Origin of the sequence: Collimonas sp. OK412 (assembly GCF_900112135.1) — a bacterium.
Classification (GTDB): domain Bacteria; phylum Pseudomonadota; class Gammaproteobacteria; order Burkholderiales; family Burkholderiaceae_D; genus Collimonas; species Collimonas rhizosphaerae.
Map to the genome: position 1 here is coordinate 300,071 of NZ_FOLC01000002.1, position 25,521 is coordinate 325,591.

A 25,521-nucleotide genomic window follows, 5' to 3' on the forward strand; every position below is an offset into this window, starting at 1 on the left:
GCGCCGCCGCCGGCAGGTTTCCGTGGCCGCCATTAAGATGCTGCATGACATTTGATTTTCCAGACAAAGACCATTTTCCACTGAACCATGTCCGATCTCTTCAAAGTAGAACCTACACCGCCTTTAGCCGAAGCCCTGCGTCCGGCGACCCTGGACGAGGTGATCGGGCAGAGCCACCTGCTGGGGCCGGGCAAGCCGCTGCGGCTGGCGTTTGAATCGGGCAAGCCGCATTCGATGATCCTGTGGGGGCCGCCCGGGGTCGGCAAGACCACGCTGGCGCGCTTGACAGCCAATGCCTTCGACTGTGAATTCATCCCGCTGTCGGCGGTGTTCTCCGGCGTCAAGGATATCCGGGGGGCGATGGAGCAGGCGCAGCAGAACCTGGCGCAAGGCAAGCATACGATCTTGTTCGTCGATGAAATCCACCGCTTCAACAAGTCGCAGCAAGACGCCTTGCTGCCGTATGCCGAATCGGGCCTGGTGACCTTTATCGGCGCGACTACTGAAAATCCCTCGTTTGAAGTCAATTCCGCTTTGCTGTCGCGGGCGCAGGTGTATGTGCTGCAAGCCTTGACCGAGGATGAGCTGAAGCTGCTGCTGGCGCGCGCGCAGGAGCGGGTATTGTCGCACCTGCAGTTCGACGCCGCCGCGGTCGATACCCTGATCGGTTATGCCGACGGCGATGCGCGCCGGCTGCTCAACCTGCTGGAGCAGAGCGGCAGCGCCATCAAGGCTTCCGGCGTGACCCAGGTCACCAGCGAGTTCCTGCAAAATGCGCTGACCCTGAATGCGCGCCGCTTCGACAAGGGCGGCGACAATTTCTACGACCAGATTTCAGCCCTGCACAAATCGGTGCGCGGCTCCAGTCCGGACGGCGCGCTGTACTGGCTGTGCCGCATGCTGGACGGCGGCGCCGATCCCAGGTACCTGTCGCGCCGGATCGTGCGCATGGCCTGGGAAGACATCGGCCTGGCCGATCCGCGTGCGATGCAGATCGCCAACGACGCCGCGGCCACCTATGAGCGGCTGGGTTCGCCGGAGGGTGAGCTGGCGCTGGGCCAGGCCGTCATCTACCTGGCGGTGGCGGCCAAGAGCAATGCCGGCTACAACGCCTTCAACCAGGCCATGGCGTTTGTCAGGAAAGACAAATCGCGGGAAGTGCCGGTGCATCTCAGAAATGCGCCGACCAAGCTGATGAAGGAACTCGGCTACGGCCACGAATACCGTTATGCGCACGACGAGCCGCATGCCTATGCTGCCGGCGAAACCTACCTGCCCGACGGCATAGGCGATCCCGGCTGGTATCGGCCGGTGCCGCGCGGCGTCGAGTCCAAGATAGGCGAGAAAATGCAGTTCCTGAAAAGCCTGGATGACCAGGCCAACGCCGATAAAGGCTAGGGCCTGTTAACACTTAATTTGGGAGATGCGTTAAAGCCAAAACGTGTGGTGGCAAGGCGCGTGGCGCAACTGGGGCTGGTGCCCCAGCAAGCCATGCAACGCGGCCAGCGCACGTTTTGGCTTGAACCCTCCGGGAACGGCTGCAGGCGTCGCATGCCGTTGTTACGGCGGGGCGGCCATCCGCTCCTTGCCGTAGCACCGCTACGTCGCGTCGCCGCGCCTAGGCCTGCAACGCCTGCCGCGCGTTCGCACTCCCAAATTAAGTGTTAACAGGCCCTAGGCGCGGAGTAAAAACCAGGCAGGGAAGTCAGGCCGCCCGCACCGGCGCAAACAGCTTGGCGAAATCGACTTCCTTGGGCTGGCCGGTTTCGGTCAGCAGCTCCGAGGCATATTCACCCAGGTGATGTTCCATCAGCCTGGTCGCCCGTTCGGCATCGCCCTGTTCGATCGCATCCAGTATGCCGCTGTGCTCGTCGGCCGAACAGCTGTTGCGTTTCGGCGTTTCATACAAGCCTATCAGCAGGGACGTGCGCGCGATCAGGGTGCGCAGGTAGGCGCTGACGATATTGTTCTGGTTGGCTTCGCTGAGCTTGATATGGAATTCGCCCGAGAGGCGTATCCATTCTCCCCAGTTGCCTTGTTCGCGCAACGCATGCTCTCTTGTCACCAGCGCGCGCAATTCCGGCAAAACCTTGCGTTTGGCGGCCAGGCTCTTGACCGAGCCGCCCTCGAGGATGGCGCGGGCCTCGAACACCTCGCGCGCTTCCTTCACGTCATGCATGGCGATCACGGCGCCGCGGTTCGGCTGCAGGTCGATCACGCGCTCATGCGCCAGTTTCACAAAGACCCGTCTCAAGGTGCCGCGCGTAACGCCGAACGCTTCGCACAGCGGCGCTTCGACCAGGCGTGTCCCGGGCGGCAGCTGGTGGTCGAGGATGGCGTCGATGATGGCGAGGTGGATGCGGGCATCGATTTCATCGTTGCTCAATTCGGCCTGGCTGCCTTTGGGAACTGCGCTCATGCCGCGGCCTCCGCTGTCTGTCCCGGCGCTGCCTCAAGGATGTTTTGTTTTGATATTGTGCACAATTTATTCATGGATCGCCGCATCCTGCCAATGATATGGCGACAGTATAAGTCCGAAGCCTGCCGCTTGCACGCCTGGCTTGATTTGTCGTCGTCAGCCGTCAGGAAATTGCATCATTGCGAGGCGGGTGCACATAAATAGCGGATTTTTGCACCAATTTGTGCGCGCTTGAAACACCCGTAGCCATGTTGCCGCAGCTTGTTTTTCGGCCAAAAATCCCCTCTGTTTTCGACTGTCGCGCCCCTGTTTGACTTGGCCTTGGCGTCGCTTGGCACGATTCTGGCTTATGTGTATATCACGATTGTGCGCAATCTTGTACATGATTGTAGATGATTATTGCGATTTCAATATCGGCCGGTTTTGCCAATCAAAGCCAGACCCCGGCGATGTTCCGCCCGGTTTGATTTTCAACATCCTGGAGTAGGAGTCACGATGGAACAGCACAATGCCATTATCAAGCCCTCGTATGACGACCGGCTGACCAACGACGACCTGGCGCCGCTGAAAAAACAGACCTGGGGCAGCTACAACATTTTTGCGTTCTGGATGTCGGATGTGCACAGCGTGGGCGGTTATGTCACCGCCGGCAGCCTGTTTGCGCTCGGCCTGAGCAGCTGGCAAGTGCTGGTGGCGCTGCTGGCCGGCATCATGATCGTGCAGTTCTTCGCCAACCTGGTGGCCAAGCCCAGCCAGCTCACAAGCGCGCCTTATCCGGTCATCTGCCGCACCACCTTCGGCGTGCTGGGGGCGAACATTCCGGCGATCATCCGCGGACTGATTGCCGTGGCCTGGTACGGCATCCAGACTTACCTGGCGTCCGGCGCCTTCCTCCTGATCGTATTGAAATTTTTTCCGCAGCTGGCGATCTACGCCGACCTCAGGCAATACGGTTTTGCCGGCTTGTCTTACCTGGGCTGGCTGGGTTTCATGGTGATGTGGGTGCTGCAGGCGATCGTGTTCTGGACCGGCATGGACGCCATCCGCCGATTCATCGACTGGGCCGGGCCGGCAGTATACGTGGTGATGTTCCTGCTGGCGGCCTGGCTGATCAGCAAAGCCGGCTGGAGCAATATCGACCTGAACCTGGGCGGCATCAAATACAGCGGCGCGGCGGCGATCCCGGTCATGGTCAACGCCACGGCGCTGGTGGTGTCCTATTTCTCCGGGCCGATGCTCAACTTCGGTGATTTTTCGCGCTACGGCAAGGATTTCAAATCGGTGAAGCGCGGGAATTTCTGGGGCTTGCCGGTCAACTTCCTCGGCTTCTCGCTGTTGACCGTAGTCTGCATCGCCGCCACCTTGCCGCTGTACGGCAAGCTGATCACCGATCCGGTGGAGATGGTGAGCCATATCGACAACACCTTTGCAGTGGTGCTGGGCGGCCTGACTTTCATGATCGCCACGGTCGGCATCAACATCGTCGCCAACTTCGTGTCGCCGGCTTTCGACTTTTCCAACGTGGCGCCGAAGCTGGTCAGCTGGCGCATGGGCGGCATGATCGCCGCGGTCGCTTCGATTTTCATCACGCCCTGGAACCTGTTCAACAATCCGCATGTGATCCACTACACGCTCGATATCCTGGGTTCTTTCATCGGCCCCTTGTTCGGCATCCTGATTGCCGACTTCTACCTGGTGAAGAAACAGCAGGTGATCGTCGACGACCTGTACACCATGGACCGCAAAGGCGCTTACTGGTACAGCAACGGCTATAACCCCAAGGCCATCATCGCGCTGGTCCCGGCGGCCGCGATTCCGGTCCTGTGCGTATTGCTGCCGTCCCTCGGCAGCCTGGCCAACTTCAGCTGGTTCATCGGCATGGCGTGCGGCCTGGCGATCTACTGGACCATCAGCGATAAGCAGCCGGCGCCGAAAACGGCAGGAGCAGCGAGCGCCTGACCTTGAAAATCAAAGTCATCAATCCCAACACGACCTGGAGCATGACCGAGAAGATCGGCCTTTGCGCGCGCCGGGTGGCGGCTGCCGGCACCGAGGTGATTGCGGTCAGTCCGGACATGGGGCCGGCGTCGATCGAGAGCCACTACGACGAAGCGCTGAGCGTGCCGGGCATCCTCGATGAAATAAGGAAGGGCGAGGCTGCCGGCGTCGATGCCTATGTGATCGCCTGTTTCGGCGACCCCGGCCTGTACGCCGCACGCGAAGCCGCACGCGGACCGGTGATCGGCATCGCCGAAGCGGCGATGCATGCAGCCAGCCTGGTCGGCGACAGTTTCAGCGTGGTCACTACGCTCGAACGGACCTGCGGCATCGCCTGGCACCTGGCAGAGAGGTACGGCATGCAGCGCTTTTGCCGCAAGGTGCGCGCCTGCGAACTGAATGTGCTGGACCTGGAGCGGCCCGGCTCGGACGCCTACCGCACCATCCTCGCCGAATGCCGGCAGGCGATGGAGCAGGACAGGGTCGACAGTATCGTGCTCGGCTGTGCCGGCATGAGCGACCTCTGCAAGGTGCTTGCAGAGGAGCTGGGCATCGCCGTGATCGACGGCGTGGCGGTGGCGCTGAAACTGGCCGAAAGCCTGGTGCAGCTGGGCCTGAAGACCGGCAAGCGCGGCGACCTGGCGTTTCCCCTGGCGAAGCCTTATACCGGTTCGCTGGAAAAGTTCGCCTGGGAGCCGCGATAAGGGGCCGCCCGGAGGTCGGGCTGTACGGCCAGCATTTGCCCGTCCTTGCGGTTCTGCATTTCCGCCGTGCGCCATGCACCAAAGGTGCGCTTGCCGTGAGCCAATCGCAATGATTGTTTAGCGGATTCTTTAAACATCCTCCGAAAATTCCTGCTCGCACATTACGGCCTGCTCATATGCATTGCCACTTGAGGCAAAAAAAAGTGCCATTATTTTTTTAAATTTCCATATTTATTTTTCGACCCGCAAACAGGAGCAATCGGCTGTATCTTGGCCTCGATATTGCTTCATCTGCAGCAGGGCTGCGCCGCGCGCAAGCCATGTGACGCATTCCTGTACAGATGCTTCAGCCAGGCGCCATGCGAATGTCCAATAAATCCAAGGTAACAATCGGGCATCGCCGGTCAGAATCGCTGAACGCAAATAGAGGAATGTTCAAATAATTAAATGTTTAGTGGTGATTGTGTTGTTTTGTTCCTGTCGTCTTGTTGACGATCAACGCACATTGGTCATACATTTTGGTCTTGGATTGAGTAGAGGAAAAGCGCAACGCACCCTTGCGATGTTTTTCTTTTGCGTGGAAAAGCGACGGCCGGCAAAGGCTGGCCGCTTGCATGCAACTGTCAGCATCGCTGATTTTTTCTTGGCTTTGAAAGAAGCACATTGTTAGGAGAGCCGCTCATGCCCAAGGTGGAGGCCACGCCGTTGCAGTCGCTGTACATCGATCACCACAACTGGCTGGTGGGATGGTTGCGCAGGCGCCTCGGCAATATCGACCACGCTGCGGATATCGCGCAAGACACTTTTGTACGGGTCTTGCTGAAGCCTGCGATCGAGGTGATCGAAGAGCCGCGCGCCTACCTGACGGTCATCGCCAAAGGCCTGGTGGCCAATGCCTACCGGCGCGAAGCGCTCGAGCGCGCCTACCTGGAAACGCTGGCCCTGTTGCCCGAAGCGCTGGCGCCGTCGCAAGAATACCGCGCCATCCTGCTTGAGACCTTATTTGAAATCGACGCCATGCTGGACCGCCTGCCGCCCAAGGCGCGTAGCACTTTCCTGCTGTCGCAGCTGGAAGGCCTGACTTACGCCGAGATCGCCGAGCAGCTGAATATTTCCGTCAGGACCGTGAAGCGCCACATGGTGCTGGGTTTTGAACAGTGCCTGATGTTTTCCTTGCCATGACAGAGACCTTGATCAATCCGGCGATCATCCGTGAAGCCGCCACCTGGCTGATGAAGCTGCACAGCGACGACGCCACCGAAGCCGACCAGCAAGCCTGGCAGCACTGGCGTTCGCGCAGCCCCGAACACCAGCGTGCGTGGCAGTGCGCGCAACGGCTTACCGATGCATTCAGCGACATTCCGCCCGAGCTGGGCATGCCGGTGCTCGACCGCCCCGTGGCATGCCCGCAGCGGCGCCGTGCGGCGCTCAAGGCCTTGGCCCTGCTGCTGACTACAGCGCCGGTGGCGTGGCTGGCCGCCAAGCTGCCGTGGGAGGACTGGAGCGCGGACTACCAGACCGCAACCGGCGAGCGCAGCACGATTGCGCTGGCGGACGGCACGCAGCTGGTGCTCAATACCGCCAGTTCGGTCGACGTCAGGTTCGACAGCCGCCAGCGGCTGGTCCAGCTTTACACCGGCGAAGTGCTGGTGACCACCGCTGCCGACAAGATGCTGCCGGCGCGCCCGTTCAGGGTGCAGACGCGGCAGGGCATGCTGCGCGCGCTCGGCACCCGTTTCGATGTCAGGCAAGAAGGCATGCGCAGCCATGTGGCGGTGTTTGAAGGAGCCGTCGAGCTGACGCCTTTGAAAGCGCCGGGCGTGGTGGTGCAAGCCGGCCAGCAGTGCAGCTTTACCGCGAACCGGGCCGGGCCGGTGCAGGCGGCCGACGACAGCCAGGCGCTATGGTCGCAAGGCGTGCTGTTTGCCGACAAGATGCGCCTGGCCGATTTTGTCGACGAACTCTCGCGTTACCGCCACGGCCGGCTCAGCTGCGATCCGGCGGTCGCGGACCAGCGCGTCTCGGGCGCTTTCCAGCTGAAGGATACCGACCAGGCGCTGCTCCTGCTCAGCAAAGTGCTGCCGGTGCGGATAGAGAGAATCACCCAGTACTGGGTCACGGTAAGGGCTGCCTAGGGTGCAAGGGTTTCTGGCAGGGACGGCTGCCGGCCCGGCGCCGGCGCGGTCGACCGAGAAAGCAATTCGCATGGTGCTGCACAACTCTCGGCGACGGATTTCCGCAACCACACTGCCGCTGTCGGCGGCAATCCGCATGCATGTTGCGTGCTGTTGCCTGGTCTCGGCCGGCCTGCTTGTCCCGCAGTCAGCCTTGGCGCAGGTGCTGCAGCCGGCAAAAGACTATTCGATCGCCGGCGGCAAGCTGAACCAGGCGCTGGCGGTGTTCGCCGTCAAGGCCGGCATTTCGCTTGCCTACGATGCGGCCCTGGTGCAAGACAAATACAGTCCGGGGCTGGCAGGCCGTTATCCGGTCGCCGAAGCGCTGGCTCGCCTGCTCAACGGCACCGGGCTGGAAGCCGCCGCCAAGGCAGAGGGTGGATACCTGCTGCGGGCCGCCGCGCCGACGCCGCCTGCGGCTGCTGCCGCCGCCGCGGTGGCTGCGGGAGCCGCAGCAAGGGAGGATACGATTCTGATGGCAATGACGGTCACCGGGACCGCTGAGGCGCCCGGGCCGGCGCAAGGATTTGCCGCCGCCACCAGCAGCAGCGCGACGCGCAACGATGCGCTGCTGTCCGAGATTGCGCAATCGGTGCAGGTGGTGACCAAGGATGTCATGGCAAGCCAGCAGGCGCAGTCGCTGCTGGATGTCTTGCATGACGTCAGCGGCGTCAACATCTACAACCGCGGCGTGGATTCGGCCATCTATATCCGCGGGTTTGCCGCGCCGTCCCGCATCAACGGCCTGGAGCAGGGGCCATCTCCCATCGACAACGCCAGCTCGCCGCTGCATACGCCGCTGGCGGCCATCGAGCGCATCGACGTGCTCAAGGGCGCCGATTCGATCATCGCCAACGGCCAGATGGAGCCGGGCGGCCTGGTGAACATCGTCACCAAGCGTCCGCAAGCCGAACCGGTGCGCGAGTTGACGGTAGAAGCCGGCAGCTATGGCCACCAGCGGCTGACGCTCGATCTCGCCGGCGCGCTGTCGGACGACCAGGCATGGACGCACAGGCTGATCCTGTCCGGCAACCGCGACCCGAATGCAACCGGACGTTATGACAGCGCGCGCGAGGTGTATGCCGCGCCATCGATCGGTTACCGCCACGGCGACACCACGGCGGTGGTCGGCCTGAGCTACCAGCGCAACCTGCATGCAAGCAGCGGTTTCGGGCCGTTCGGCGGAGTTGACGACGGCACCCGCAACACCAGCGTCGGCGCCAGCTACGACTGGCAGCAGAAGCTGGGCGGCGGCTGGAGCTGGCAGAGCAAGGGCAATTACATGAAGACCCAGGTGTCCTACCAGGCCTACGATTGCGTACAAAGCTTCGTGGCTGACAGCACCGGTTCGGCAATGAGAAACTGCCAGCCGCAGACGGGGGAGGCGAAGTCTTACGGCTGGAATGTCGAGAATAGCGTACACGGCAGTTTTTTTACCGGTCCGGTAAAACATGTCGTGCTGGCCGGCGTCGCCCTGCACCATAGCTGGCGGCCGGCGCCGCTGATCGAAATCGGCAATCCTGTCCTGGCCTCCTTGTCGGCGGACAGCCTGCCGGAAGTTTCCCAGTCCGGGCTGGCCCCGATGCAGGGGTCATCTTCGCAGAACTACCACACCACCAACTGGTTCTTGCAAGACCAGCTGAGCTGGCGGCGCTGGCATTTGCTGGCCAATCTCGGTTATACCAAGGCCTGGTCCCACAGCATCGATGCGCAGGCCGGCGAGGACACCGCGCTGCATCCGCGCAGCAAGCCGGTCTACAACATCGGCCTGGCATATCAGTTGACCGACAGCATGATGGCGTACGTTAACCAGCAAAAGAGTTTTGTGCTGCAGGCGCAGGCTTCAGGGCCCGGTCCCAACGGCGGTCCTGCGGGAATCTATAATTTTCCGTCGACCGAAGGCAAATCGATCGAAGCGGGATTGAAGCTCGACCTGCTCGACGAACGTCTGCTGCTTACGGCATCGGTGTTCCGGGCGACCCATTCCAACATCCTGTATGGCGAAACGGACGTTGCCGGCGTCACCCGGCTGCTGGGGTCGCTGCCGCCCACTGTCAGCCACGGCGTGGAGCTGGACGTGGCCGGGAGCCCGGCGCCGGGATGGAACCTGATTGCATCCTATAGCTACACCGGATTCAAGGCCGGGCAGCCGACCGATTTTTCTTTTGCGGTGAATCGCGTGGCGCGCCACCAGGCCAGTTTCTGGAGCACCTACGATCTGCAGAGCCCCGGCTGGCGAGGCTGGGGCTACGGCCTGGGCATGAGCAGCCGAGGCGGCTACCGCAACATCAACGACGCCTATATGGGCGGCCAGTTCAGCAGCGATGCCAACCTGCGCTACAAATCCCGGCTGTGGTCGCTTACGCTTGGGGTGAGGAACATCTTCGACCGCAAGCTGTATGGCAGCTTCGCCAGCATCCCGGAAGGCAGCGGCTTTGAGCAGGGGCGCACCATCGTGCTGACCGGCCGCTACAATTTCTGAGCTCGGAAGGCCTTGGCCTTTTTTCCTGTTTCGCGGGGCAATCAAGTAAGGGTGCTTTAGCGATGAGCGAACAAGAGATTACACGGTATGGCCTTTCAACGCGCACGATACACGGTATGGGGTTTGCTGCTCGCGGCAGCGCTGTCCCTGCGCGTAGCCGGCGCTGAAGCAGGGCGCAGCTATGCCATCACCGCCGGACCGTTGAGCCAGAAGCTTGCCCTGTTTGCCGCGGCGGCAGGCATTTCGATCATCTATGAACCGGAGTCGGTGCGCAACAAATGCAGCCCGGGCCTGGAGGGAAATTTTCCGCTGGTCGAAGCATTTGCCAGGTTGTTGCGGGGCACCGGCCTGGAAAGCGTGGCGAAAGCGGAACAGGGATACCTGTTGCGAGGGATAGCGCAGGCGCCTGCGCGCGCTGCGCCATACCGCCATGAAACGCCCGCTATTGCGCCGGCCGAGATTCGGCCGCCTGAATAGGCCGCGGCAGGTCTTGCCGGGGATCGACCGTCGTTGCATCGCTCCCCGGCATGGCTCGCGGCCGCTTAGTGCGATTCCTGCGCCGGCATGATCGTCAGGTTTTCGCCTTGCGGCGTGCGCATGGCCTTGCCTGCAGCTTTCTTCACCGGCTTGGCGTTGCCCACGGTGACGGGAATCGAGACAGCCCGGGTGCGTTCGCCAATCGTGACGAAGACATTCAGGTCGTACACGCCGTCAGCCGCCGCCCGCACGTTCGGCGTATCGGTGACGATCCCTTGCTGGTTGCTGACCAGCGTAGCGGTGCCGAGAGTGACAAGCGACAAGCCGTCGTTGCCGCGGTATTCCACCTGCAGGGTAGTATTCGGCTGGCCGGTCTTGAATTGCAGCTGCACCGGCAACGTGACGTTCTTGCCGGTGGTCGCGCCGGATATCAATTCAACGCTCACCGGCGCCCCGATTTTACCTTCGGGCTGCTGGCTTTTCGCCGCTGCCTTGCCGGGATCGGCAGGCTGCAGCGGTTTGGCCGCACTGTATTGCACATGGCCGGCAATGGCTGCAAAAACCAGCGTGCCGTTGCCCAGGATATGTTTGATTCTCATGATTGTTCTCCCTTTCATTTGACTTGGGTCAGTAGGAGCTTGAAGCATCCTGGAGCATCGCCGACGGTGGTCAGCGAGGCGGTGTAGTCATTTTGCGCCGGCAAATCGTAGTTTGCATAATAAGTGCCGGGATGGTCCGGATCTTCGGTGAGCTGATGCTTGACGGTATCGCCGGCCAGCTCCGCTCCCTTGCTGTATAGCTGGAAGTAAGGCGCCAAGCCTTGGTCGGGAACGATGCGCAGCCGGTATTTGCCTTTTTCCGCGACGCTGAAGCGCAAATAGCGATATATGCCGAGCTTATTGTAATTGTTGCCCGCGTCGTATGCCGTGGTGTTGCACGCCGTGCTTTCCTTGCCGGCTGTCTGGGCCGTGGTTTGCACGCCGACGTCAAGCAGGCTGTAGACCGGCAGCACAAAATCCTTGTTGGCCGCGGCAACGGACGGCGGCAGGTCCGTTTGTTTGGCGCCGAACATGTCCAGGTTGCCCTTGTCGACCGTATTGACCTCGGTCAGCAAGCTGTCCAGCGTGGCTTGGCCGGCGGCATTGATTTTCCCGCGCAGCGAGGCTGCGAATGAAAACAGGCTGGTGAAAGCAGGCGATGTCTTCTGGGCTGCCATGGCCTGGTAGATGGGGCCGAAGCCGATGTCTGGCGACTGGTGCAGGCGATACAGCACGGACTGTACCGCTGTTTCGCTGAACCAGGCTTTCGGATCGTCGGCCGGAATGTCGTCGACCTTGAAAACCACCGCGCGCTTGCCCTGGCCCTTGCCGTTGGTATCGACGTACATGGGATCATTGCGCGCCATGCTGGAAAACGAATTGCCCCAGCCTTCGCTGAACGCCAGGCGCATGTCGAGCAGGTCGCCCTGTCCGTGCTGGCCGCCGGTGCTGTCGTCGCGCGAGAAGCTGGCCTGGAAATAGTGCCCCCACTCATGCGCAATCACGCCGGCGTCGTACTCGTCGGTGTCGACGTCTGCCTGGCCGAGGATATGCAAGCCCCTGGAATAGGATTTGCCCTTCTCGCTGCCGAAGTAAGTGCCATCCGTGTCGCCCGGGCTCCAGAAAACGTTAAGAGGCGGGAAAGCCAGGTTTTTATCGGCTTCCAATACTTTGTGGCTGGCGTTATAGACCGTGTCAAGGATGGCGAACGGCCCGGCTGCGCGCGAGGTTGCATAGGCCGATTTTGTCGAATCCCATCCCGAAGCAGCGTTCAAGTCATGGACGCTGGCTTGTTTGCCGCTGTTGAAGGCGGCGCTTTCCATGGCAAACAGGGAGGCGCCGTTGGTCGAAACGCCGTAGCCGGCCGATGAGTGGTCGCGGATCGCGAAATTCCAGCTTGGTCCTGTGGAGGCGGCGCCGGTGCGGAGCATTTGCGCTTTTGCGCGCACGCGGACGGCGGTATTCAGAGGCGCCTGGAAGACATAGCTGCCCTGGGCGTCGGTTTCGGCCGACAGCAATGTCTTGCCTGTCTTGTCGTCAATCAGTTCGACCACGATGTTGCGGGCCGGTTTTTTCACGGTTTTTGCGTAATCGAGCTTGGCTTGCCAGCGCCCTTGCAGGTCCTTGCTGGCGACCGCGGGCACAAAGTCATAGGTGATTTTGCCGGAGACGGCGGCTGTGGTTGCCGAGCCCTGGTTTTGTTTTGCCAGGACGTCGGCCGTTCCGGCATTGCTGCCGTCGCCGCAGCCGGCTACCAGGAATAGCGCGGCAAGCGTGGCCGCCGCCAGCTTGCCTCTCGGTTGAATATGTTCTGTCATGGTCATCCTTGATAGTGAAAAGAATCATTCATTTCAACTCCCGGCGCTTTGCCGCCGGGTTCAAAGATGTGTCTCGCCGGATCCGGCAATTCCCTGTTTCTGCACATGCGCATGACTCCTTATTGGTAGTTGAGAAGTGAGCAGTCAGTCGCCGCGGAATTTGTCTTGTGGAGGATTTCCCCGGCAGGCCTTGTTAACCTGCCCCGCGAGATAGAAAAAAGGGCCAGGCGTCAACTGTATTTTTGTGAAGCCATCTCGTAATGTTCAGGCGGCGGCGTGGCCCCTTTTTGATTTTCGAGGGGCATCTCTAGTGAGGGCGCGATACAGCTGATAAAGATGAATGCGCAATGCGGCCGGGGCAACAGGCATCATGTTCAGCGCCGGCCGCTAACAAAATTTTGGCTTGGCCCGGGCACGGCTCCGCGCAAGCGGTCAGTGCCCGCAGGATTAGTCGGCGAGTGCCTGCACATGCAAAACCCCGACAACCGGCAGCAATCCAGCCTTATGGCGTCTCCCTTTTTTGCGTGGCCGGTACTGCGCCAACGGTTTGCCAGTCATTGGGCCACAATTTGGCCCTTTTTTCATTTTGGACGGGCAAGTCTAGTGGAGCGACTGCAAGAGCCGGCGCAATGCAGCAAAGCCGGACGGCAGCGCGGGATTTGCTTGACGTTTTTGAAAGGAATGCGCAATGAGTGCCTATTCACAGCGCACAGACCGGCCGGCATTGGTCACCGAAGCAGCCGCGAACGCCACCGGCAAGCGGTTTTGTGCGCATCACCAAGGCGAGGTGGCCGCTAGCGAAGGAGGTTTCGTCGAATGCAGCAAGACCCGGCGCTGGATTTGCTACCGCTGCCAGGAAAACCGCCGGCGCCAGCGCCTGGCGCTGGAAAAGCGCACTAAATAGGAACGGCGCGAGGCTGTCTTTGTCATGAAACTGCGAAATGCACAATGGGAAAAGCTGGAGCCGCTGATGACGGGGAAGGTCGGCGACAGCGGCGCCAGGGCGCGCAATAATCGCCTGTTTATCGAGGCTGTCTTGTGGGTTTCGGCCGGGCACCGGCTCTGGCACGATTTGCCGGCCCGGTTCGGCAGGTGGAACACCACCTACATGCGTTTCGTGCGCTGGAATAAAAACGCCGTCTGGCGCCGCCTGGCGGCGCAAACGCGCGATGACCGGGAGTTGTGCGCGATGCTTGAACACATCGCTGCCTATGGCGATGCCTGGAGCATGAGAATCGCGCACCGGTCCCAAAGGGCCGATAGCCGGGACAGCTTTGCAGCAGCCATGCAGCACGTTGGCGGCCCCAAGCCGGTGCTGTCGACAGAGGACGATTCGACCTTGCACTGGCTGCGTCTGGTGAACGAGTGACACTTGGTGCAGGAAGGGCAATTTTCTAAAAAGGAAGCTGTAGATTTCGCCCGGCCACATGATTTATCTTTTTACCGTTTCATTCCCTGACGTGAAGGACTATCTGATAGCATTCCAAGGTTCGCCAAGCGCAGATAAAGCTGCCGCAAAACAGGTGCTTAAATTGCAGCAGCGAAAGCTACAAGGTGCAACAAGATAATTCCCTGCCACGACGCATAAAACAGGTAGCCAATTCATCATCATGAACCAGTCTCTTGAGTCACGGCGCGCCGGCCGAGCGATCGGCGCCATGTTTTTCAGCATTTTCGGCGGCGCCTGGCTTTGTTTTTGGATCTACCTGACATTCGATGGCCGTCCGGTTTTCTTTGCCATGGTAATGGTGCTGGCAGCCGTTCTCGCTGGGTTTTCCTACCGCCGTTATCGCCGCTACAGGCTGGCGCGCGCAGCCGAGGCAGCTTTGCCCTCGCGACGCAGGGCCAGCCGCATTTTCAACATCGTCAATGTGGCCCAGTGGGTAGTTATTTTCGTGGTCGGGCAGGTACTGGTGCATTTTGGATTGTCCGGCTGGATCATTCCAGCCATCATCTTCATCGTCGGCTTGCATTTCCTGCCGCTGGCTTATGTTTTTGCGTGGCGCCCGCACTACATGACCGGCGCCGCGCTCATGCTGCTTGCTGTCATTTATCCGTTACTGGCGCCGGCCGGCCCCGCAAGTCCGGTTGGATGCTTGGGCACCGGCCTGATTTTATGGAGCAGCGCGCTTTGGGCCTTGATGGCGCGCTCCGTCAGCATCCGCGCGTGAGATTACAGGTAGCCGCGCATAAAGTTCGGCGATATAACCGCTGAGTGCAGCAGGTTGACGACATGGTAGATGCCGAAGATGGGCAGCCCTGTGGCGGCCTGTACAGCCGTCGCGTATGGCTGCAGGTTGGTGCATTCGAACAGGAAGGCTCCCAGGTCTGGCGCTTCGGCTTGCATCGCCTGGCACGCCGCCACGACATCGCGCCTGGCCTGGTCGACGTCAAGCGCATGATCGGGATCGTTGCCGGTGCCCAGGATGGTCCCGAAAGACGGGCTTGACTGCATACCCCTGACCAGCAGCCGCCAGCCCGGCTCGATGCCGGCGGCGCGCAGGTGAGCGTCCGACAGGCTGTGCGCATCCGCGGTAACCACGCCGATGGTGCGTTTGGGGCCGAGCATGCGTCGCAGCAGCGGAACCAGGAACAGGCTTGAGGTGATGACCGGTACGCTGACAGCTTCGGCAATTTCATCCTGGACTACCGTCAGGAAACCGCAGGTGGTGGTGATGGCGCGCACGCCGTCGCGCTCCAGCCCTGTGGCCGCTTCGATAAACGACGGCAGCAGCGCGCGTGCGCGGTCGGGGGCGGCGACGATCTGTTCCGGCGTGGCGCCAGGCACGACCTGGTAGCGCACCGGGAAGTCGAAGGTAGTGGCGTTGCCGATATCGCCTGGAATGCGCGGAAATTTCGTATCCAGCACCAGGATGCCGACACTTTCCCCATAGATGGCGCGTCCGCCGCGAACGATCATGATATCTCCCGAATTGAATGCAAGTTTAAGCTAGAAGCGCGTCACCGAATAAGGCGCCGGATCGACGACAGTTGGCCGGCCGGATATGAGGTCGGCCACCAGCCGGCCGGAAACCGGTCCCGACGCCAGGCCGACATGGCCATGTCCGAAAGCATGGATCACGTCCTGGCAGCCGGACGCCGGCCCGAGCACCGGGCGGCCGTCGGTGGTGGACGGCCGGTGCCCCATCCAGCGCTGGACGGCGGCCGTCCCGATTGCCGCGGCGAGCGCCGGATAGGTTGCCGCGGCGTGGCGCAGCAAGGTGTCGGCGCGGCGCCAGTCCGGCTCCGCATGCAGCCTGGTCAGTTCCACCTGGCCGGCGATGCGCAGGCCGGCCAGGGTCGAAGTGTTGCCGGTCTTGGCGTCCGCCGGCATGACCGGCAATGCCAGTTCGACCGGCGGATTTTCCAGGATGATGTGATAACCGCGCTCGCTTTCCATGCAGACCTTGTCGCCGACCGACCTGGCCAGGGCCTTGGAGTGAATGCCGGCGGCGATGACGGCACGCTCGCAGGCGAGTTCGCCGCGGTCGGTAAGGACGGCGCGCAGGCGGCCGCCTTGCAGGTCGAACCCGGTCGCCGCGGCGCGCTGCAGGATGGCTCCCTGGCTTTGCGCGTGGCGCACCAGCGCTGCCACATAGGCGCCCGGATCGACGCAGTTGGCGCCTTGCTCGACCAGGATGGCGAATTGATAGCGGTGGTCAAGTGCGGGAACCAGTTCGCGTATTGCCGGCGCCTCCAGCTCTTTCCAGCGCACCGCATTGTCGCGCCGCAAGCGCCAGGCCAGCGCTTCCGCCTCGAAGGCGGCGCGGTCGGGATAGGCATACAGCAGGCCGCGGCTCACAATCAGCTGCGGCACGCCGGCTTCCTGGGCCAGCGCGCGGTGCCGTGACGGCGCGTCGTGGAGCAGGGCTGACAATGCGCGCGCGGTGGCTTCGACCCGGGCCACGCTGGCGCCGGCCCAGACGAACCTGGTCAGCCAGGGCAGCAGCGACGGCAGGGCGCTCCAGCGGATGGTCAAGGGGCTGTTTTTATCGAAAAGATACTTGGGCAGTTTTTTCCACAGGCCGGGCATCGACATCGGCACCACCGAAGCCGGGCTCAGCCATGCGGCATTGCCGTAGCTGGCGGCCTGGGTCCCGCCCGGCTGGCCTGGATCAAGCAGGATGACATGGTGACCGTCGCGCAGCAACTCGATGGCGCAGGCAGCGCCGACAATGCCGGCGCCGATGACCACCACGCGCAAGGGAGTGGGCAGCTTCGCGGGCCGGTTCTCAATCGGATCCAAGCTGTTTCCTCGGGGTCGGGCGCTGCACTCAGCCGCCGCTATTCTTGAACCGCGACAGGAAGCTGCGTGTCGCTTCCTGCGCCGGATTGTCGATGACGATAGCTGGCGGCCCGGATTCGACCACGACGCCGTCGCGCATGAAAATCACCTGGTCGGCGACTTCCTTGGCAAACGCGATTTCATGCGTCACCAGGATCATGGTCATGCCGTCCGCCGCCAGCGACCGGATGACGTTCAGCACTTCGCCCACCAGTTCAGGATCGAGCGCGGAAGTGGCTTCGTCGAACAGCATCACGTCGGGCTTCATGGCCAGCGCCCTGGCGATCGCAACGCGCTGCTTTTGTCCGCCCGACAGCATGCCTGGATAGGCGTCCGCGCGATCGCCCAGGCCAACCCGCTGCAGCAGGGCGTCGGCTGCGGCGCGCGCTTCCTGTTTCGGTATCTTCAGTACCGTCACCATGCCTTCCATCACATTCTGCTGCACGGTCATGTGCGGAAACAGGTTGAAGTGCTGGAACACCATGCCGGTCTTGGAGCGGAATTTCGCCAGGTCGCGCGCTTTCGGCAGCGCCGTCTTCTTGCCGTCGAAGACGATCGACTGGCCGCCGACATCGACCACGCCGGAGTCGGGGACCGTGAGCAGGTTGATGCAGCGTAGCAGGGTCGACTTGCCGGAGCCGGAGGGGCCGATCATCGCGACCACGGAACCCTTGCTGATCTGCAGGGAGATATCTTTCAGGACAACGTTGTCGCCGAAACATTTCTTCAGGTTGCTGATGGAAATCATTGCGCCGTCCATTGTCATGCCCCCCGTCCGTCGGACATTTTTACTTCAAGCCGCTTGGCCAGGATCGTTGCCGGCAGCAAGATGATGAAATACAGGACGGCGATCAGCGAATAGATTTCCAGCGGGCGGTAGGTGTCGTGGGCGATGATCTGGCCCTGGTAGAGCAGGTCCGGCACCGCCAGCACCGACAGCAGCGAAGTGTTCTTCAGCTGCATGATGGACTGGCTGACCAGTGGCGGCGTCATGCGCTTGAATGCTTGCGGCAGCACCACGCGCCGCATCAGCTGGAGCTGGGTCATGCCCAATGCCATGCCGGCCTCCGACTGCCCGGCATCGATGGAAATCACGCCGCCGCGGATGATTTCGGAATAGAAGGCGCCGCCGTACAAGGTCAACGACAGCACCGCCGCCATGCCGGGCGTCAGTTCGATGCCGGTCAGGATCGGCAGTGCGTAATAGAACCAGATCAGCTGCACCAGCACCGGCGTGCACCTGAACAGTTCCACGTATGCCCGGAACGGTCCCGATATCCATGCCTTCGGCGACAGCCGGCACAAGCCGGTAACCAGGCCGACCAGCAATCCCAGCGCGACGACGATGACGGTGTAGCCTAACGTGTAGCCAAAGCCTATGAAAATGATGTTCCTGTACTGCCAAAGCGTATGGAAATCCCACTGATACATGCCTGCCTCACAGCTTAAAAGTGAACCTGGGGTGGAAAAGCGGTCGGAGGTACGCCGACCAGGGTTTGCATATTGGAAATGATGGTGCTTTTCACCTTGCCTGAGGCCCTGGCTTCTTCCAGCCAGGCATTCACGGATTTGGTGAAGGCCTGGTCGGTCTGCTTGCGGATGCCGACATTGGTCGGGTTGGTTTCATCGGGAGACGGGAATACGATATGGCCGATGTTCGGCAGCTTGGTCAGCAAGGCGGTTGACAGGAGGATCACCAGCACCTGGCAATCGACGCGGCCGGATTGTAGCGCCATGGTGGCGGCAGCCGAAGTCTCAAACCGCAGCACGGTAGCCTTCGGCAATATCCTGGTGACCAGCTGGTCGTGGCTGGAGCCGACATCCACCGCGACCTTGACGGCCGGCGAATTGAGCTGCTCCCAGCGTTCAAAGTTAAAGCCCTTCCTGGCGACCACCGTGTTGTAGTTCTGGAAAATGGGGGCGGAAAAGTCGACCACTTCGCGTCGCGCCGGCGAGGGGGCCATGCCGAGCTGGCAATCGATCTTGTTGGTCTGGACGTCGAGCACGGCATTGCCCCAGGTTGTTTCCACCCACTCAGCCTCGACCTTGAGATATTTGGCAAGGTCGCGCCCCAGGTCCACCATGAAACCCCGCCATTCGCCGCTTGCCAGGTCCTTGGTGAAATACGGCGAGGCGCCGTTGATGGCGCCCATGCGCAGCTTGCCGGTGCGCTTGATCCTGGCGGCGGTCGATTCCGGTTCCTGCGAAAACGCCGGGCCGACTGCGGCCAGCGAGCCGATGGCAATGGTCTGGGCGATGAAATTGCGTCGATTGATTTGCATGTCTGCCTTCTGAAGGAGGATTGGCTGAAAAGGGTGTATCTGAAAAAGGGTGTATCTGAAAATACCCCGTTTGCAGCTGAAAGTCATCCGAAAATGCGCTTGCCGCTCCGCATCCATAAGCAAGATCAAGGCCCGTCGCCGCCGGCATGGCCGGCCGGCCTTCTTATCCTTGTTTTATCCGTGTACTAAGATAATCTGAAAAAGATCCTTGACTCAAATTGTAGTGTGACTATAATTTCCGACGCCTTACCGGCAGTGCAGCAGCTGTGATGTCAGCAGCAGCGCTGACGCTGAATATTAAAAAGTTACTCTTGGATCAACGCCGTGCGTTGTCCGACATGAAAGTAATAAATACGAAATACGACCAGGTACAGGCCGGAGACAGAAACAATGGAAATGCCACAGCTGGGGAGCTCGATCCGCGCGCGGCGTCATGCTATCAAGAAGACGCTGGTGCAAGTCGCGGCCGAAACCGGATTGACCGCGGGCTTCATTTCGCAGCTTGAACGCGGCCAGACCAGTCCTTCCATCACCTCGCTGGTGGTGATCGCCAAGGCGCTCGGCGTGGCGATCGGCGACCTGATCAAACAACCCGTGCAATTGCGGCCGGACACCTACCGCAGCCAGCGGCAGCCGTACTCGGTGGCCAGCGGCCGCGTCAAGTACGAACGGCTGTCGACGGTCTTCCCCGGCAGCCAGGTGCATTCGGTGAAGTTCACCATGCCGGCCGGCTACAAATCGGAAATGGTGTCGCACGAAGGCGATGAAATGATCTTCGTGCTGAGCGGCCAGGTCGGCTATACGGTAGGTAAAGACAGTTATGTGCTGAATGTCGGCGACAGCCTGCATTTCGACGCCAATATCCCGCACAGCATCGAATCGCTGCCGCACGAGAACCAGGTGGCGGAAGTGATCTGGGTCGGCACCGTGGCGCTGTTCGACGGTCCGCAGTCGCCGGCGTGCCAGGAGCAGGAGCGGTTATTGCGCGGCACAGAATTTTTTTGAAGCACAGGGCAGGCCTGTGGCATGGTTTTTGCACTTGCAAATTGATCTATTGCCACGGCCGCAGGCGCCTGGCACGAGGCCGGCAGCGATGCCGGCAATGACAGCGGAATGGAGTGACGATGTACCCAGAACCAAGCAAGCAGATATCCGATGCCGTGCAGGCGCGAGGCCGCCGTGTTTAAGCCGGCCGTCTACAGCCGGCGCCGGCAGCAGCTGAAACAGCGGTTTTCCTCCGGCCTGCTGCTGTTGCCGGGCAATACCGACGTCTCCATGAATTACCTGCATAACCATTACTGGTTCCGCCAGGATTCATCGTTTTCCTATTTCTTCGGCCTCGGCCAGCCGGACCTGGCGGCGCTGATCGATATCGACGCCGGCACAGAGGTACTGTTCGGCGACGATCCGAGCCTGGACGACGTGATCTGGGTCGGGCCGCAAAGCTCTTCTTTTGCGCAGCGCGCCGAGACGGTCGGCGTGGCTGCGGCGCAGCCGTACCAGCAGCTGGCCGACGTGCTGGCGCAGGCACGCCGCCAGGGCCGCACGATCCATTACCTGCCGCCTTACCGCGGCGAAACCATACTCGAACTGGCGCGCCTGCTGGATTGCACTCCCGAGCAATGCAAGGCCGGCGCTTCCGAAAGCCTGATGGCTGCCGTGATTGCCTTGCGCGAAATCAAGGGCGACGAGGAAATCGCGGAAATAGAAAACGCCCTGAGCGTCACGCGCGACATGCACCTCGCCGCCATGCGGCAGGCCAAGGCCGGTGCTTATGAATACCAGGTGGTGGCGGCGATGGAAGGCATCATGCGTAGCCACGACCTGCAGAACGCCTACCCGATGATTTTTTCCCGCAGCGGCGAGATCCTGCATAACCGCGACCACCAGAATCTTTTGCAGGCGGGCGACCTGGTGGTCAACGATTCCGGCGCCTCCAGCACCTTGGGTTACGCCAGCGACATCACGCGCACCTTCCCGGTCGGCGGCCGCTTCAGCGAACGCCAGCGCAGCCTGTACGACATCGTGCTGGCCGCGCAGCAGTGCGCCATCGACGCCATGCGGCCGGGAGTCTCTTACCTGGAAGTGCACAAGCTGGCTGCCCGCCACATGGCGGCGGCGATGGCGGCGCTCGGGTTTTTCAACGGCACGCCGGAGCAGGTGGTGGAATCGGGCGCCTATGCCATCTGTTTCCCGCACGGCCTGGGCCACCAGCTGGGACTGGATGTGCACGATATGGAAGGCCTGGGCGAGACCCGGGTCGGCTACGACGCCAGCGTCAGCCGCAGCGAACTGTTCGGCCTGCGCAACCTGCGCCTGGCCAAGCCGCTGCAGGCAGGCATGGTGGTGACGGTGGAGCCGGGCATGTATTTCATCCCGGCCCTGATCCAGCGCTGGCAGGCGGAGGCGCGTCACGGCACCCTGATCAACTATGGCAAATTCGTCGAGCACATCGATTTTGGCGGCATCCGCATCGAAGACGATGTGCTGGTGACAGAATCCGGGGCGCGGGTGCTGGGCCCGGCCATTCCTAAAACCTGTGCCGAGATCGAAGCGCTGATGGCGGCATGAAGGTGCTAGGAACTTGCAGGTATGCGTTGTACATTGAGCTTGTGTTCCTCTCGTGAATTATTGTTAAATACACCAGTTTCACCATAACCTAAGGAAAGAGACCTATGATGAAAAGAAAACTGATCGCCAAGGCGGCGTTGCTCGCTGTCCTGTGCGCCACTGCCGGTTATGCTGCAGCGGCCAAGACCCTGGTGTTCTGCTCGGAAGGCAGCCCGGAAGGCTTCAATCCGCAGCTGTTCACCACCGGCACCACCTTCGATGCGTCGTCGGTGCCGATGTACAACCGCCTGGTTGAATTCGAGCTGGGCACCACCAAGCCGATTCCTGGCCTGGCTGAATCGTGGAGCGTGTCGGAAGACGGCCTGACCTACACCTTCAAGCTGCGCAAGGGCGTCAAGTTCCACAGCAGCGCCAAGTTCAAGCCGACCCGCGATTTCAACGCCGACGACGTGCTGTTCTCGTTCAACCGCATGGGCGACCCCAGCCACCCGTACCACAAGCTGGCTGCCGGCCAGAGCTTCGGCTACTACCTGGACATGGGCATGGACAAGATCATCGACAAGGTGGAAAAGGTCGACGACAACACCGTGGTATTCAAGCTGAAACACCCGGAAGCGCCGTTCATCGCCGACCTCGGCATGGATTTCGCCTCGATCCTGTCGGCCGAATATGCCGACAACATGAAGAAAGCCGGCACGCCTGAGGTGATCGACCGCGAGCCTATCGGCACCGGACCGTTCCAGTTCGTGTCCTATCAAAAAGACGCGGTGATCCGTTACAAGGCCAACGACGCTTTCTGGGGCGGCCGGCCGAAGCTGGACAACCTGATCTATGCCATCACCCCCGATGCTTCGGTGCGTTACGCCAAGCTCAAGGCCAACGAGTGCCAGGTCATGGCGTACCCGAAACCGGCCGACATCGAATTGATGAAAGCCGATCCGGCCGTCACCATGATGACCAAGCCAGGCTTGAACATCGGCTACATCTCGTTCAATGTCGAGAAAAAGCCGTTCGACAACAAGCTGGTGCGCCAGGCGCTGAACATGGCGGTCGACAAGCAGACCATCCTCAAGACCGTCTACCAAGGCGCCGGCGTCCCAGCCAAGAACCCGATCCCGCCGACGCTGTGGGGCTATAACGACAAGATCAAGGATTACACCTACGATCCGGTCAAGGCCAAGGAATTGCTGGCCAAGGCCGGTTACCCGAACGGCGTCGAAGTCGAGATGTGGTACCTGCCGGTTACCCGCCCATACAACCCGGACGGCAAGCGCATGGCCGAGCTGATCCAGGCTGACTGGGCCAAGATCGGCGTCAAGACCAAGCTCACTACCTACGAATGGACCGAGTACCTGAAGCGCAGCAAGCAGGGCGACCAGCATTCGATGATGTTCGGCTGGTCCGGCGACAACGGCGATCCTGACAATTTCTTCGCACCGCTGCTGGGCTGCGAAGGCGTCAAGGGCGGCGGCAATACCGCGCGTTGGTGCAACAAGGACTACGAAGCGCTGATCCAGAAAGCCAAGCTGACGCCGAAGCAGGATGAACGCGCCAAGCTGTACGAACAGGCCCAGGTGATCCTGCATGACGAAGCGCCATGGATCGACCTGGCTCACTCGGTGCGCTTCACGCCGGTGCGCAAGGAAGTGATCGGCTTCAAGATGGCAGTGTTCGCCCATCACCACTTCGAGAAGGTCGACCTGGCCAAGTAAGCCATGGCCGTGGTTTTGTTCTGATTAAGCCGCTCGCTACTTCGTATAGCGAGCGGCTTAAATTTACCGCTAGTATTAGACAGCGCTGTTGCTGTCTTCTTTCATCGAACAGGTAACGCCAATGTTTGGATTTCTCCTGCGCCGTGTCGGTTTGGTCATCCCGACCTTCCTCGGCATCACGCTGCTGGTGTTTTTACTGATACACCTCATACCAGGCAACGCCGTCGAAGCCATGACCGGCGAACGCGGCATGGACCCGGCCCGCTACGCGCAAATGGCGCACGACCTGGGCCTCGACCAGCCGATCTACATGCAATACCTGAATTACCTCGGCAACCTGTTCAAGGGCGACCTGGGCATGTCCATCATGACGCATACGTCAGTGCTGAGCGAATTCAAGACACTGTTTCCGGCGACGCTGGAACTGTCTTTCTGCGCAATCCTGTTTGCGCTGATCGTCGGTTTGCCGGCCGGCATACTGGCCGCCCTGAAACGCAATACCGTGCTGGACTACTCGGTGATGGGCGCCTCCCTGACCGGCTATTCGATGCCGGTGTTCTGGTGGGCGCTGCTGCTGATCCTGCTGTTTTCCGTGACCCTGGGCTGGACCCCGGTCTCGGGCCGCATCGATATCCTGTTCGACGTGCCGCCGGTCACCGGCTTCATGCTGATCGACAGCCTGCTGTCGGACGATAGCGGCGCCTTCAAATCCGCGCTGTCGCACCTGATCCTTCCCACCATCGCCCTCGGCACCATCCCGCTGGCCGTGATTGCGCGCATGACGCGCTCCGCCATGCTGGAAGTCCTGCGCGAGGATTATGTACGCACCGCGCGCGCCAAAGGGCTGTCGCGGGCGCGGGTGGTGGCGGTGCATGCGCTGCGCAACGCCCTGATCCCGGTGGTGACGGTGGTCGGCCTGCAGGTCGGCACCTTGCTGGCCGGCGCGATCCTGACGGAAACCATCTTTTCCTGGCCTGGCATCGGCAAATGGCTGGTGGCTGCGATCCAGCGCCGCGACTATCCGGTGGTGCAGGGCGGCATCCTGCTGTCGGCGATCACCATCATCCTCGTCAATCTTGCCGTCGACCTGCTGTACGGCGTGATTAACCCACGTATTCGCCATCGCTCATGAACAACGTCAACGCAACGCCCGTCAGTGCGCCGCAAACTGATTCTCCACCGAAGGCAGGCGCCATCGCGCCGCCGCATCCGCTGCGCGAATTCTGGGGTTATTTCAGCCAGAACCGCGGCGCCGTGATCGGCCTTGCCATCATCATCGCGATGGTGCTGGCAGCCTTGTTCGCCGACGTCATCGCGCCGCATTCGCCGATCGAGCAGTTCCGCCAATCGACCCTGGTGCCGCCGGTCTGGCAAGCGGGCGGCAGCAGCCAGTTCCTGCTTGGCACCGATCCGGTCGGGCGCGACATGCTGTCGCGCCTGATCCACGGCGTGCGCCTGTCGCTGCTGATCGGCCTGGTGTCGATTTCGCTGTCGCTCACCACCGGCGTGCTGCTGGGCCTGCTGGCCGGTTATTTCCGCGGCCTGGTGGAAGTCGCCATCATGCGCCTGATGGACATCATGCTGGCCTTGCCGAGCTTGCTGCTGGCGATTGCCGTGGTCGCCATCCTCGGACCAGGGTTGATGAATGCGATGTACGCGATTGCCGTCGTGATGTTGCCGCACTATGCGCGGCAGACGCGCGCCGCGGTGATCGGCGAGATGTCGCGCGATTATGTCAGCGCCTCGCGCATCGCCGGCGCCGGCACCTTGCGCATCATGTTCAACTGCGTCCTGCCCAACTGCCTGGCGCCCTTGATCGTGCAAGCCACGCTCGGCTTCTCGTCCGCCATCCTGGATGCGGCGGCGCTGGGTTTCCTCGGCATGGGCGCGCAGCCGCCGACGCCGGAATGGGGCTCGATGCTGGCCAGCGCCATGGAATTCATCCAGAGCGCCTGGTGGGTGGTGGCTTTCCCCGGCCTGGCGATCCTGATCTCGGTACTGGCGTTCAACCTGATGGGGGACGGCTTGCGCGATGCGCTCGACCCCAAACTGAAACGATAA

At 61.4% G+C, this 25,521-nt stretch carries 23 protein-coding genes; 15 read left to right on the plus strand and 8 right to left on the minus strand.

Going from position 1 to position 25,521, the window contains the following annotated elements:
• Nucleotides 1–87: 87 nt before the first annotated feature.
• A complete protein-coding gene (locus BM062_RS03945; protein ID WP_092393434.1) occupies nt 88–1,398 on the plus strand; it encodes a replication-associated recombination protein A in 1,311 nt (436 codons plus the stop codon).
• Nucleotides 1,399–1,705: 307 nt separating this feature from the next.
• Here the strand turns inward: BM062_RS03945 and BM062_RS03955 are convergent, their stop codons facing one another.
• Nucleotides 1,706–2,419, minus strand: a complete 714-nt coding sequence (locus BM062_RS03955; RefSeq protein ID WP_092393440.1) for a GntR family transcriptional regulator — start codon at nt 2,417–2,419, stop codon at nt 1,706–1,708.
• A 495-nt stretch (nt 2,420–2,914) separates the two neighbouring features.
• Between BM062_RS03955 and BM062_RS03960 the strand changes: the two genes are divergently transcribed.
• From BM062_RS03960 to BM062_RS03985, 6 genes are all read left to right on the plus strand, one after another.
• Nucleotides 2,915–4,378, plus strand: a complete 1,464-nt coding sequence (locus tag BM062_RS03960; RefSeq protein ID WP_092393443.1) for an NCS1 family nucleobase:cation symporter-1 — start codon at nt 2,915–2,917, stop codon at nt 4,376–4,378.
• A gap of 2 nt (nt 4,379–4,380) precedes the next feature.
• Entirely contained in the window at nt 4,381–5,121 is a 741-nt protein-coding gene (locus BM062_RS03965; protein WP_092393445.1) for an aspartate/glutamate racemase family protein, read from the plus strand.
• 681 nt (nt 5,122–5,802) lie between these two features.
• Nucleotides 5,803–6,303 (plus strand): sigma-70 family RNA polymerase sigma factor, encoded by a 501-nt coding sequence (locus tag BM062_RS03970; RefSeq protein ID WP_092393448.1) that lies wholly within the window; start codon nt 5,803–5,805, stop codon nt 6,301–6,303.
• On the plus strand, nt 6,300–7,256 hold the full coding sequence (locus tag BM062_RS03975; RefSeq protein WP_092393451.1) for a FecR domain-containing protein: 957 nt from the start codon (nt 6,300–6,302) through the stop codon (nt 7,254–7,256). The genes BM062_RS03970 and BM062_RS03975 overlap by 4 nt, the downstream gene beginning before the upstream one ends.
• 70 nt (nt 7,257–7,326) lie before the next feature.
• Nucleotides 7,327–9,777: a TonB-dependent siderophore receptor gene (locus BM062_RS03980; protein WP_092393455.1), complete on the plus strand. Its 2,451-nt coding sequence runs from the start codon at nt 7,327–7,329 to the stop codon at nt 9,775–9,777.
• An 87-nt stretch (nt 9,778–9,864) separates the two neighbouring features.
• The gene (locus tag BM062_RS03985; RefSeq protein WP_139219987.1) at nt 9,865–10,254 is read left to right on the plus strand and encodes an STN domain-containing protein; all 390 of its coding nucleotides are present in this window, start codon (nt 9,865–9,867) and stop codon (nt 10,252–10,254) included.
• Nucleotides 10,255–10,319: 65 nt separating this feature from the next.
• Here the strand turns inward: BM062_RS03985 and BM062_RS03990 are convergent, their stop codons facing one another.
• Together BM062_RS03990 and BM062_RS03995 are read right to left on the minus strand one after the other, a co-directional pair.
• Nucleotides 10,320–10,853, minus strand: a complete 534-nt coding sequence (locus tag BM062_RS03990) for a hypothetical protein (RefSeq protein WP_092393461.1) — start codon at nt 10,851–10,853, stop codon at nt 10,320–10,322.
• A 14-nt stretch (nt 10,854–10,867) separates the two neighbouring features.
• A complete protein-coding gene (locus BM062_RS03995) occupies nt 10,868–12,610 on the minus strand; it encodes a hypothetical protein (protein ID WP_139219988.1) in 1,743 nt (580 codons plus the stop codon).
• A 688-nt stretch (nt 12,611–13,298) separates the two neighbouring features.
• Between BM062_RS03995 and BM062_RS04000 the strand changes: the two genes are divergently transcribed.
• The 3 genes from BM062_RS04000 (at nt 13,299) to BM062_RS04010 (ending at nt 14,781) form a co-directional block, all read left to right on the plus strand.
• Nucleotides 13,299–13,514 (plus strand): hypothetical protein, encoded by a 216-nt coding sequence (locus BM062_RS04000; RefSeq protein ID WP_092393467.1) that lies wholly within the window; start codon nt 13,299–13,301, stop codon nt 13,512–13,514.
• A 24-nt stretch (nt 13,515–13,538) separates the two neighbouring features.
• On the plus strand, nt 13,539–13,979 hold the full coding sequence (locus tag BM062_RS04005; protein WP_092393470.1) for a transposase: 441 nt from the start codon (nt 13,539–13,541) through the stop codon (nt 13,977–13,979).
• 241 nt (nt 13,980–14,220) lie between these two features.
• A complete protein-coding gene (locus tag BM062_RS04010; protein ID WP_139219989.1) occupies nt 14,221–14,781 on the plus strand; it encodes a hypothetical protein in 561 nt (186 codons plus the stop codon).
• A gap of 2 nt (nt 14,782–14,783) precedes the next feature.
• Here BM062_RS04010 and BM062_RS04015 read toward each other — a convergent pair whose 3' ends face one another.
• From BM062_RS04015 to BM062_RS04035, 5 genes are read right to left on the minus strand one after another with little or no spacing between them, the layout of a single operon-like run.
• Nucleotides 14,784–15,530: an aspartate/glutamate racemase family protein gene (locus BM062_RS04015; RefSeq protein ID WP_092393476.1), complete on the minus strand. Its 747-nt coding sequence runs from the start codon at nt 15,528–15,530 to the stop codon at nt 14,784–14,786.
• A gap of 30 nt (nt 15,531–15,560) precedes the next feature.
• Nucleotides 15,561–16,856 carry an NAD(P)/FAD-dependent oxidoreductase gene (locus BM062_RS04020; RefSeq protein WP_092393479.1) on the minus strand — a complete coding sequence of 432 codons (1,296 nt, stop codon included), beginning with the start codon at nt 16,854–16,856 and terminating at the stop codon, nt 15,561–15,563.
• Between the two features lie 28 nt (nt 16,857–16,884).
• Nucleotides 16,885–17,643 carry an amino acid ABC transporter ATP-binding protein gene (locus tag BM062_RS04025; RefSeq protein WP_175500872.1) on the minus strand — a complete coding sequence of 253 codons (759 nt, stop codon included), beginning with the start codon at nt 17,641–17,643 and terminating at the stop codon, nt 16,885–16,887.
• A 14-nt stretch (nt 17,644–17,657) separates the two neighbouring features.
• Nucleotides 17,658–18,326, minus strand: coding sequence for an amino acid ABC transporter permease (locus BM062_RS04030; protein WP_092393485.1), 669 nt, complete (start codon nt 18,324–18,326; stop codon nt 17,658–17,660).
• A 14-nt stretch (nt 18,327–18,340) separates the two neighbouring features.
• Complete coding sequence (locus BM062_RS04035) at nt 18,341–19,177, minus strand: transporter substrate-binding domain-containing protein (protein ID WP_144742683.1); 837 nt, start codon at nt 19,175–19,177, stop codon at nt 18,341–18,343.
• Between the two features lie 390 nt (nt 19,178–19,567).
• Here BM062_RS04035 and BM062_RS04040 point away from each other — a divergent pair, with 390 nt between their 5' ends.
• From BM062_RS04040 to BM062_RS04060, 5 genes are all read left to right on the plus strand, one after another.
• On the plus strand, nt 19,568–20,182 hold the full coding sequence (locus tag BM062_RS04040) for a helix-turn-helix domain-containing protein (RefSeq protein WP_092393491.1): 615 nt from the start codon (nt 19,568–19,570) through the stop codon (nt 20,180–20,182).
• A 174-nt stretch (nt 20,183–20,356) separates the two neighbouring features.
• The gene (locus BM062_RS04045) at nt 20,357–21,748 is read left to right on the plus strand and encodes an aminopeptidase P family protein (protein ID WP_254784894.1); all 1,392 of its coding nucleotides are present in this window, start codon (nt 20,357–20,359) and stop codon (nt 21,746–21,748) included.
• A 104-nt stretch (nt 21,749–21,852) separates the two neighbouring features.
• Complete coding sequence (locus BM062_RS04050; protein ID WP_371326541.1) at nt 21,853–23,460, plus strand: ABC transporter substrate-binding protein; 1,608 nt, start codon at nt 21,853–21,855, stop codon at nt 23,458–23,460.
• A gap of 121 nt (nt 23,461–23,581) precedes the next feature.
• The gene (locus tag BM062_RS04055) at nt 23,582–24,592 is read left to right on the plus strand and encodes an ABC transporter permease subunit (RefSeq protein WP_092393601.1); all 1,011 of its coding nucleotides are present in this window, start codon (nt 23,582–23,584) and stop codon (nt 24,590–24,592) included.
• Nucleotides 24,589–25,521: an ABC transporter permease subunit gene (locus BM062_RS04060; RefSeq protein ID WP_092393497.1), complete on the plus strand. Its 933-nt coding sequence runs from the start codon at nt 24,589–24,591 to the stop codon at nt 25,519–25,521. Before BM062_RS04055 ends, BM062_RS04060 begins: the two co-directional genes overlap by 4 nt.

What these genes read in the sequence shown, in the direction of transcription:
- BM062_RS03995 (WP_139219988.1), bottom strand. Translation starts at nt 12,610, where the DNA reads ATGACAGAACATATTCAACCGAGAGGCAAGCTGGCGGCGGCCACGCTT.
- BM062_RS04005 (WP_092393470.1), top strand. Translation starts at nt 13,539, where the DNA reads ATGAAACTGCGAAATGCACAATGGGAAAAGCTGGAGCCGCTGATGACG.
- BM062_RS04050 (WP_371326541.1), top strand. Translation starts at nt 21,853, where the DNA reads ATGATGAAAAGAAAACTGATCGCCAAGGCGGCGTTGCTCGCTGTCCTG.
- BM062_RS04055 (WP_092393601.1), top strand. Translation starts at nt 23,582, where the DNA reads ATGTTTGGATTTCTCCTGCGCCGTGTCGGTTTGGTCATCCCGACCTTC.
- BM062_RS03945 (WP_092393434.1), top strand. Translation starts at nt 88, where the DNA reads ATGTCCGATCTCTTCAAAGTAGAACCTACACCGCCTTTAGCCGAAGCC.
- BM062_RS03955 (WP_092393440.1), bottom strand. Translation starts at nt 2,419, where the DNA reads ATGAGCGCAGTTCCCAAAGGCAGCCAGGCCGAATTGAGCAACGATGAA.
- BM062_RS03970 (WP_092393448.1), top strand. Translation starts at nt 5,803, where the DNA reads ATGCCCAAGGTGGAGGCCACGCCGTTGCAGTCGCTGTACATCGATCAC.
- BM062_RS04030 (WP_092393485.1), bottom strand. Translation starts at nt 18,326, where the DNA reads ATGTATCAGTGGGATTTCCATACGCTTTGGCAGTACAGGAACATCATT.
- BM062_RS04015 (WP_092393476.1), bottom strand. Translation starts at nt 15,530, where the DNA reads ATGATCGTTCGCGGCGGACGCGCCATCTATGGGGAAAGTGTCGGCATC.
- BM062_RS04035 (WP_144742683.1), bottom strand. Translation starts at nt 19,177, where the DNA reads ATGCAAATCAATCGACGCAATTTCATCGCCCAGACCATTGCCATCGGC.
- BM062_RS04025 (WP_175500872.1), bottom strand. Translation starts at nt 17,643, where the DNA reads ATGATTTCCATCAGCAACCTGAAGAAATGTTTCGGCGACAACGTTGTC.
- BM062_RS04060 (WP_092393497.1), top strand. Translation starts at nt 24,589, where the DNA reads ATGAACAACGTCAACGCAACGCCCGTCAGTGCGCCGCAAACTGATTCT.
- BM062_RS04010 (WP_139219989.1), top strand. Translation starts at nt 14,221, where the DNA reads ATGAACCAGTCTCTTGAGTCACGGCGCGCCGGCCGAGCGATCGGCGCC.
- BM062_RS03980 (WP_092393455.1), top strand. Translation starts at nt 7,327, where the DNA reads ATGGTGCTGCACAACTCTCGGCGACGGATTTCCGCAACCACACTGCCG.
- BM062_RS04000 (WP_092393467.1), top strand. Translation starts at nt 13,299, where the DNA reads ATGAGTGCCTATTCACAGCGCACAGACCGGCCGGCATTGGTCACCGAA.
- BM062_RS03960 (WP_092393443.1), top strand. Translation starts at nt 2,915, where the DNA reads ATGGAACAGCACAATGCCATTATCAAGCCCTCGTATGACGACCGGCTG.
- BM062_RS03985 (WP_139219987.1), top strand. Translation starts at nt 9,865, where the DNA reads ATGGCCTTTCAACGCGCACGATACACGGTATGGGGTTTGCTGCTCGCG.
- BM062_RS03975 (WP_092393451.1), top strand. Translation starts at nt 6,300, where the DNA reads ATGACAGAGACCTTGATCAATCCGGCGATCATCCGTGAAGCCGCCACC.
- BM062_RS04040 (WP_092393491.1), top strand. Translation starts at nt 19,568, where the DNA reads ATGGAAATGCCACAGCTGGGGAGCTCGATCCGCGCGCGGCGTCATGCT.
- BM062_RS03990 (WP_092393461.1), bottom strand. Translation starts at nt 10,853, where the DNA reads ATGAGAATCAAACATATCCTGGGCAACGGCACGCTGGTTTTTGCAGCC.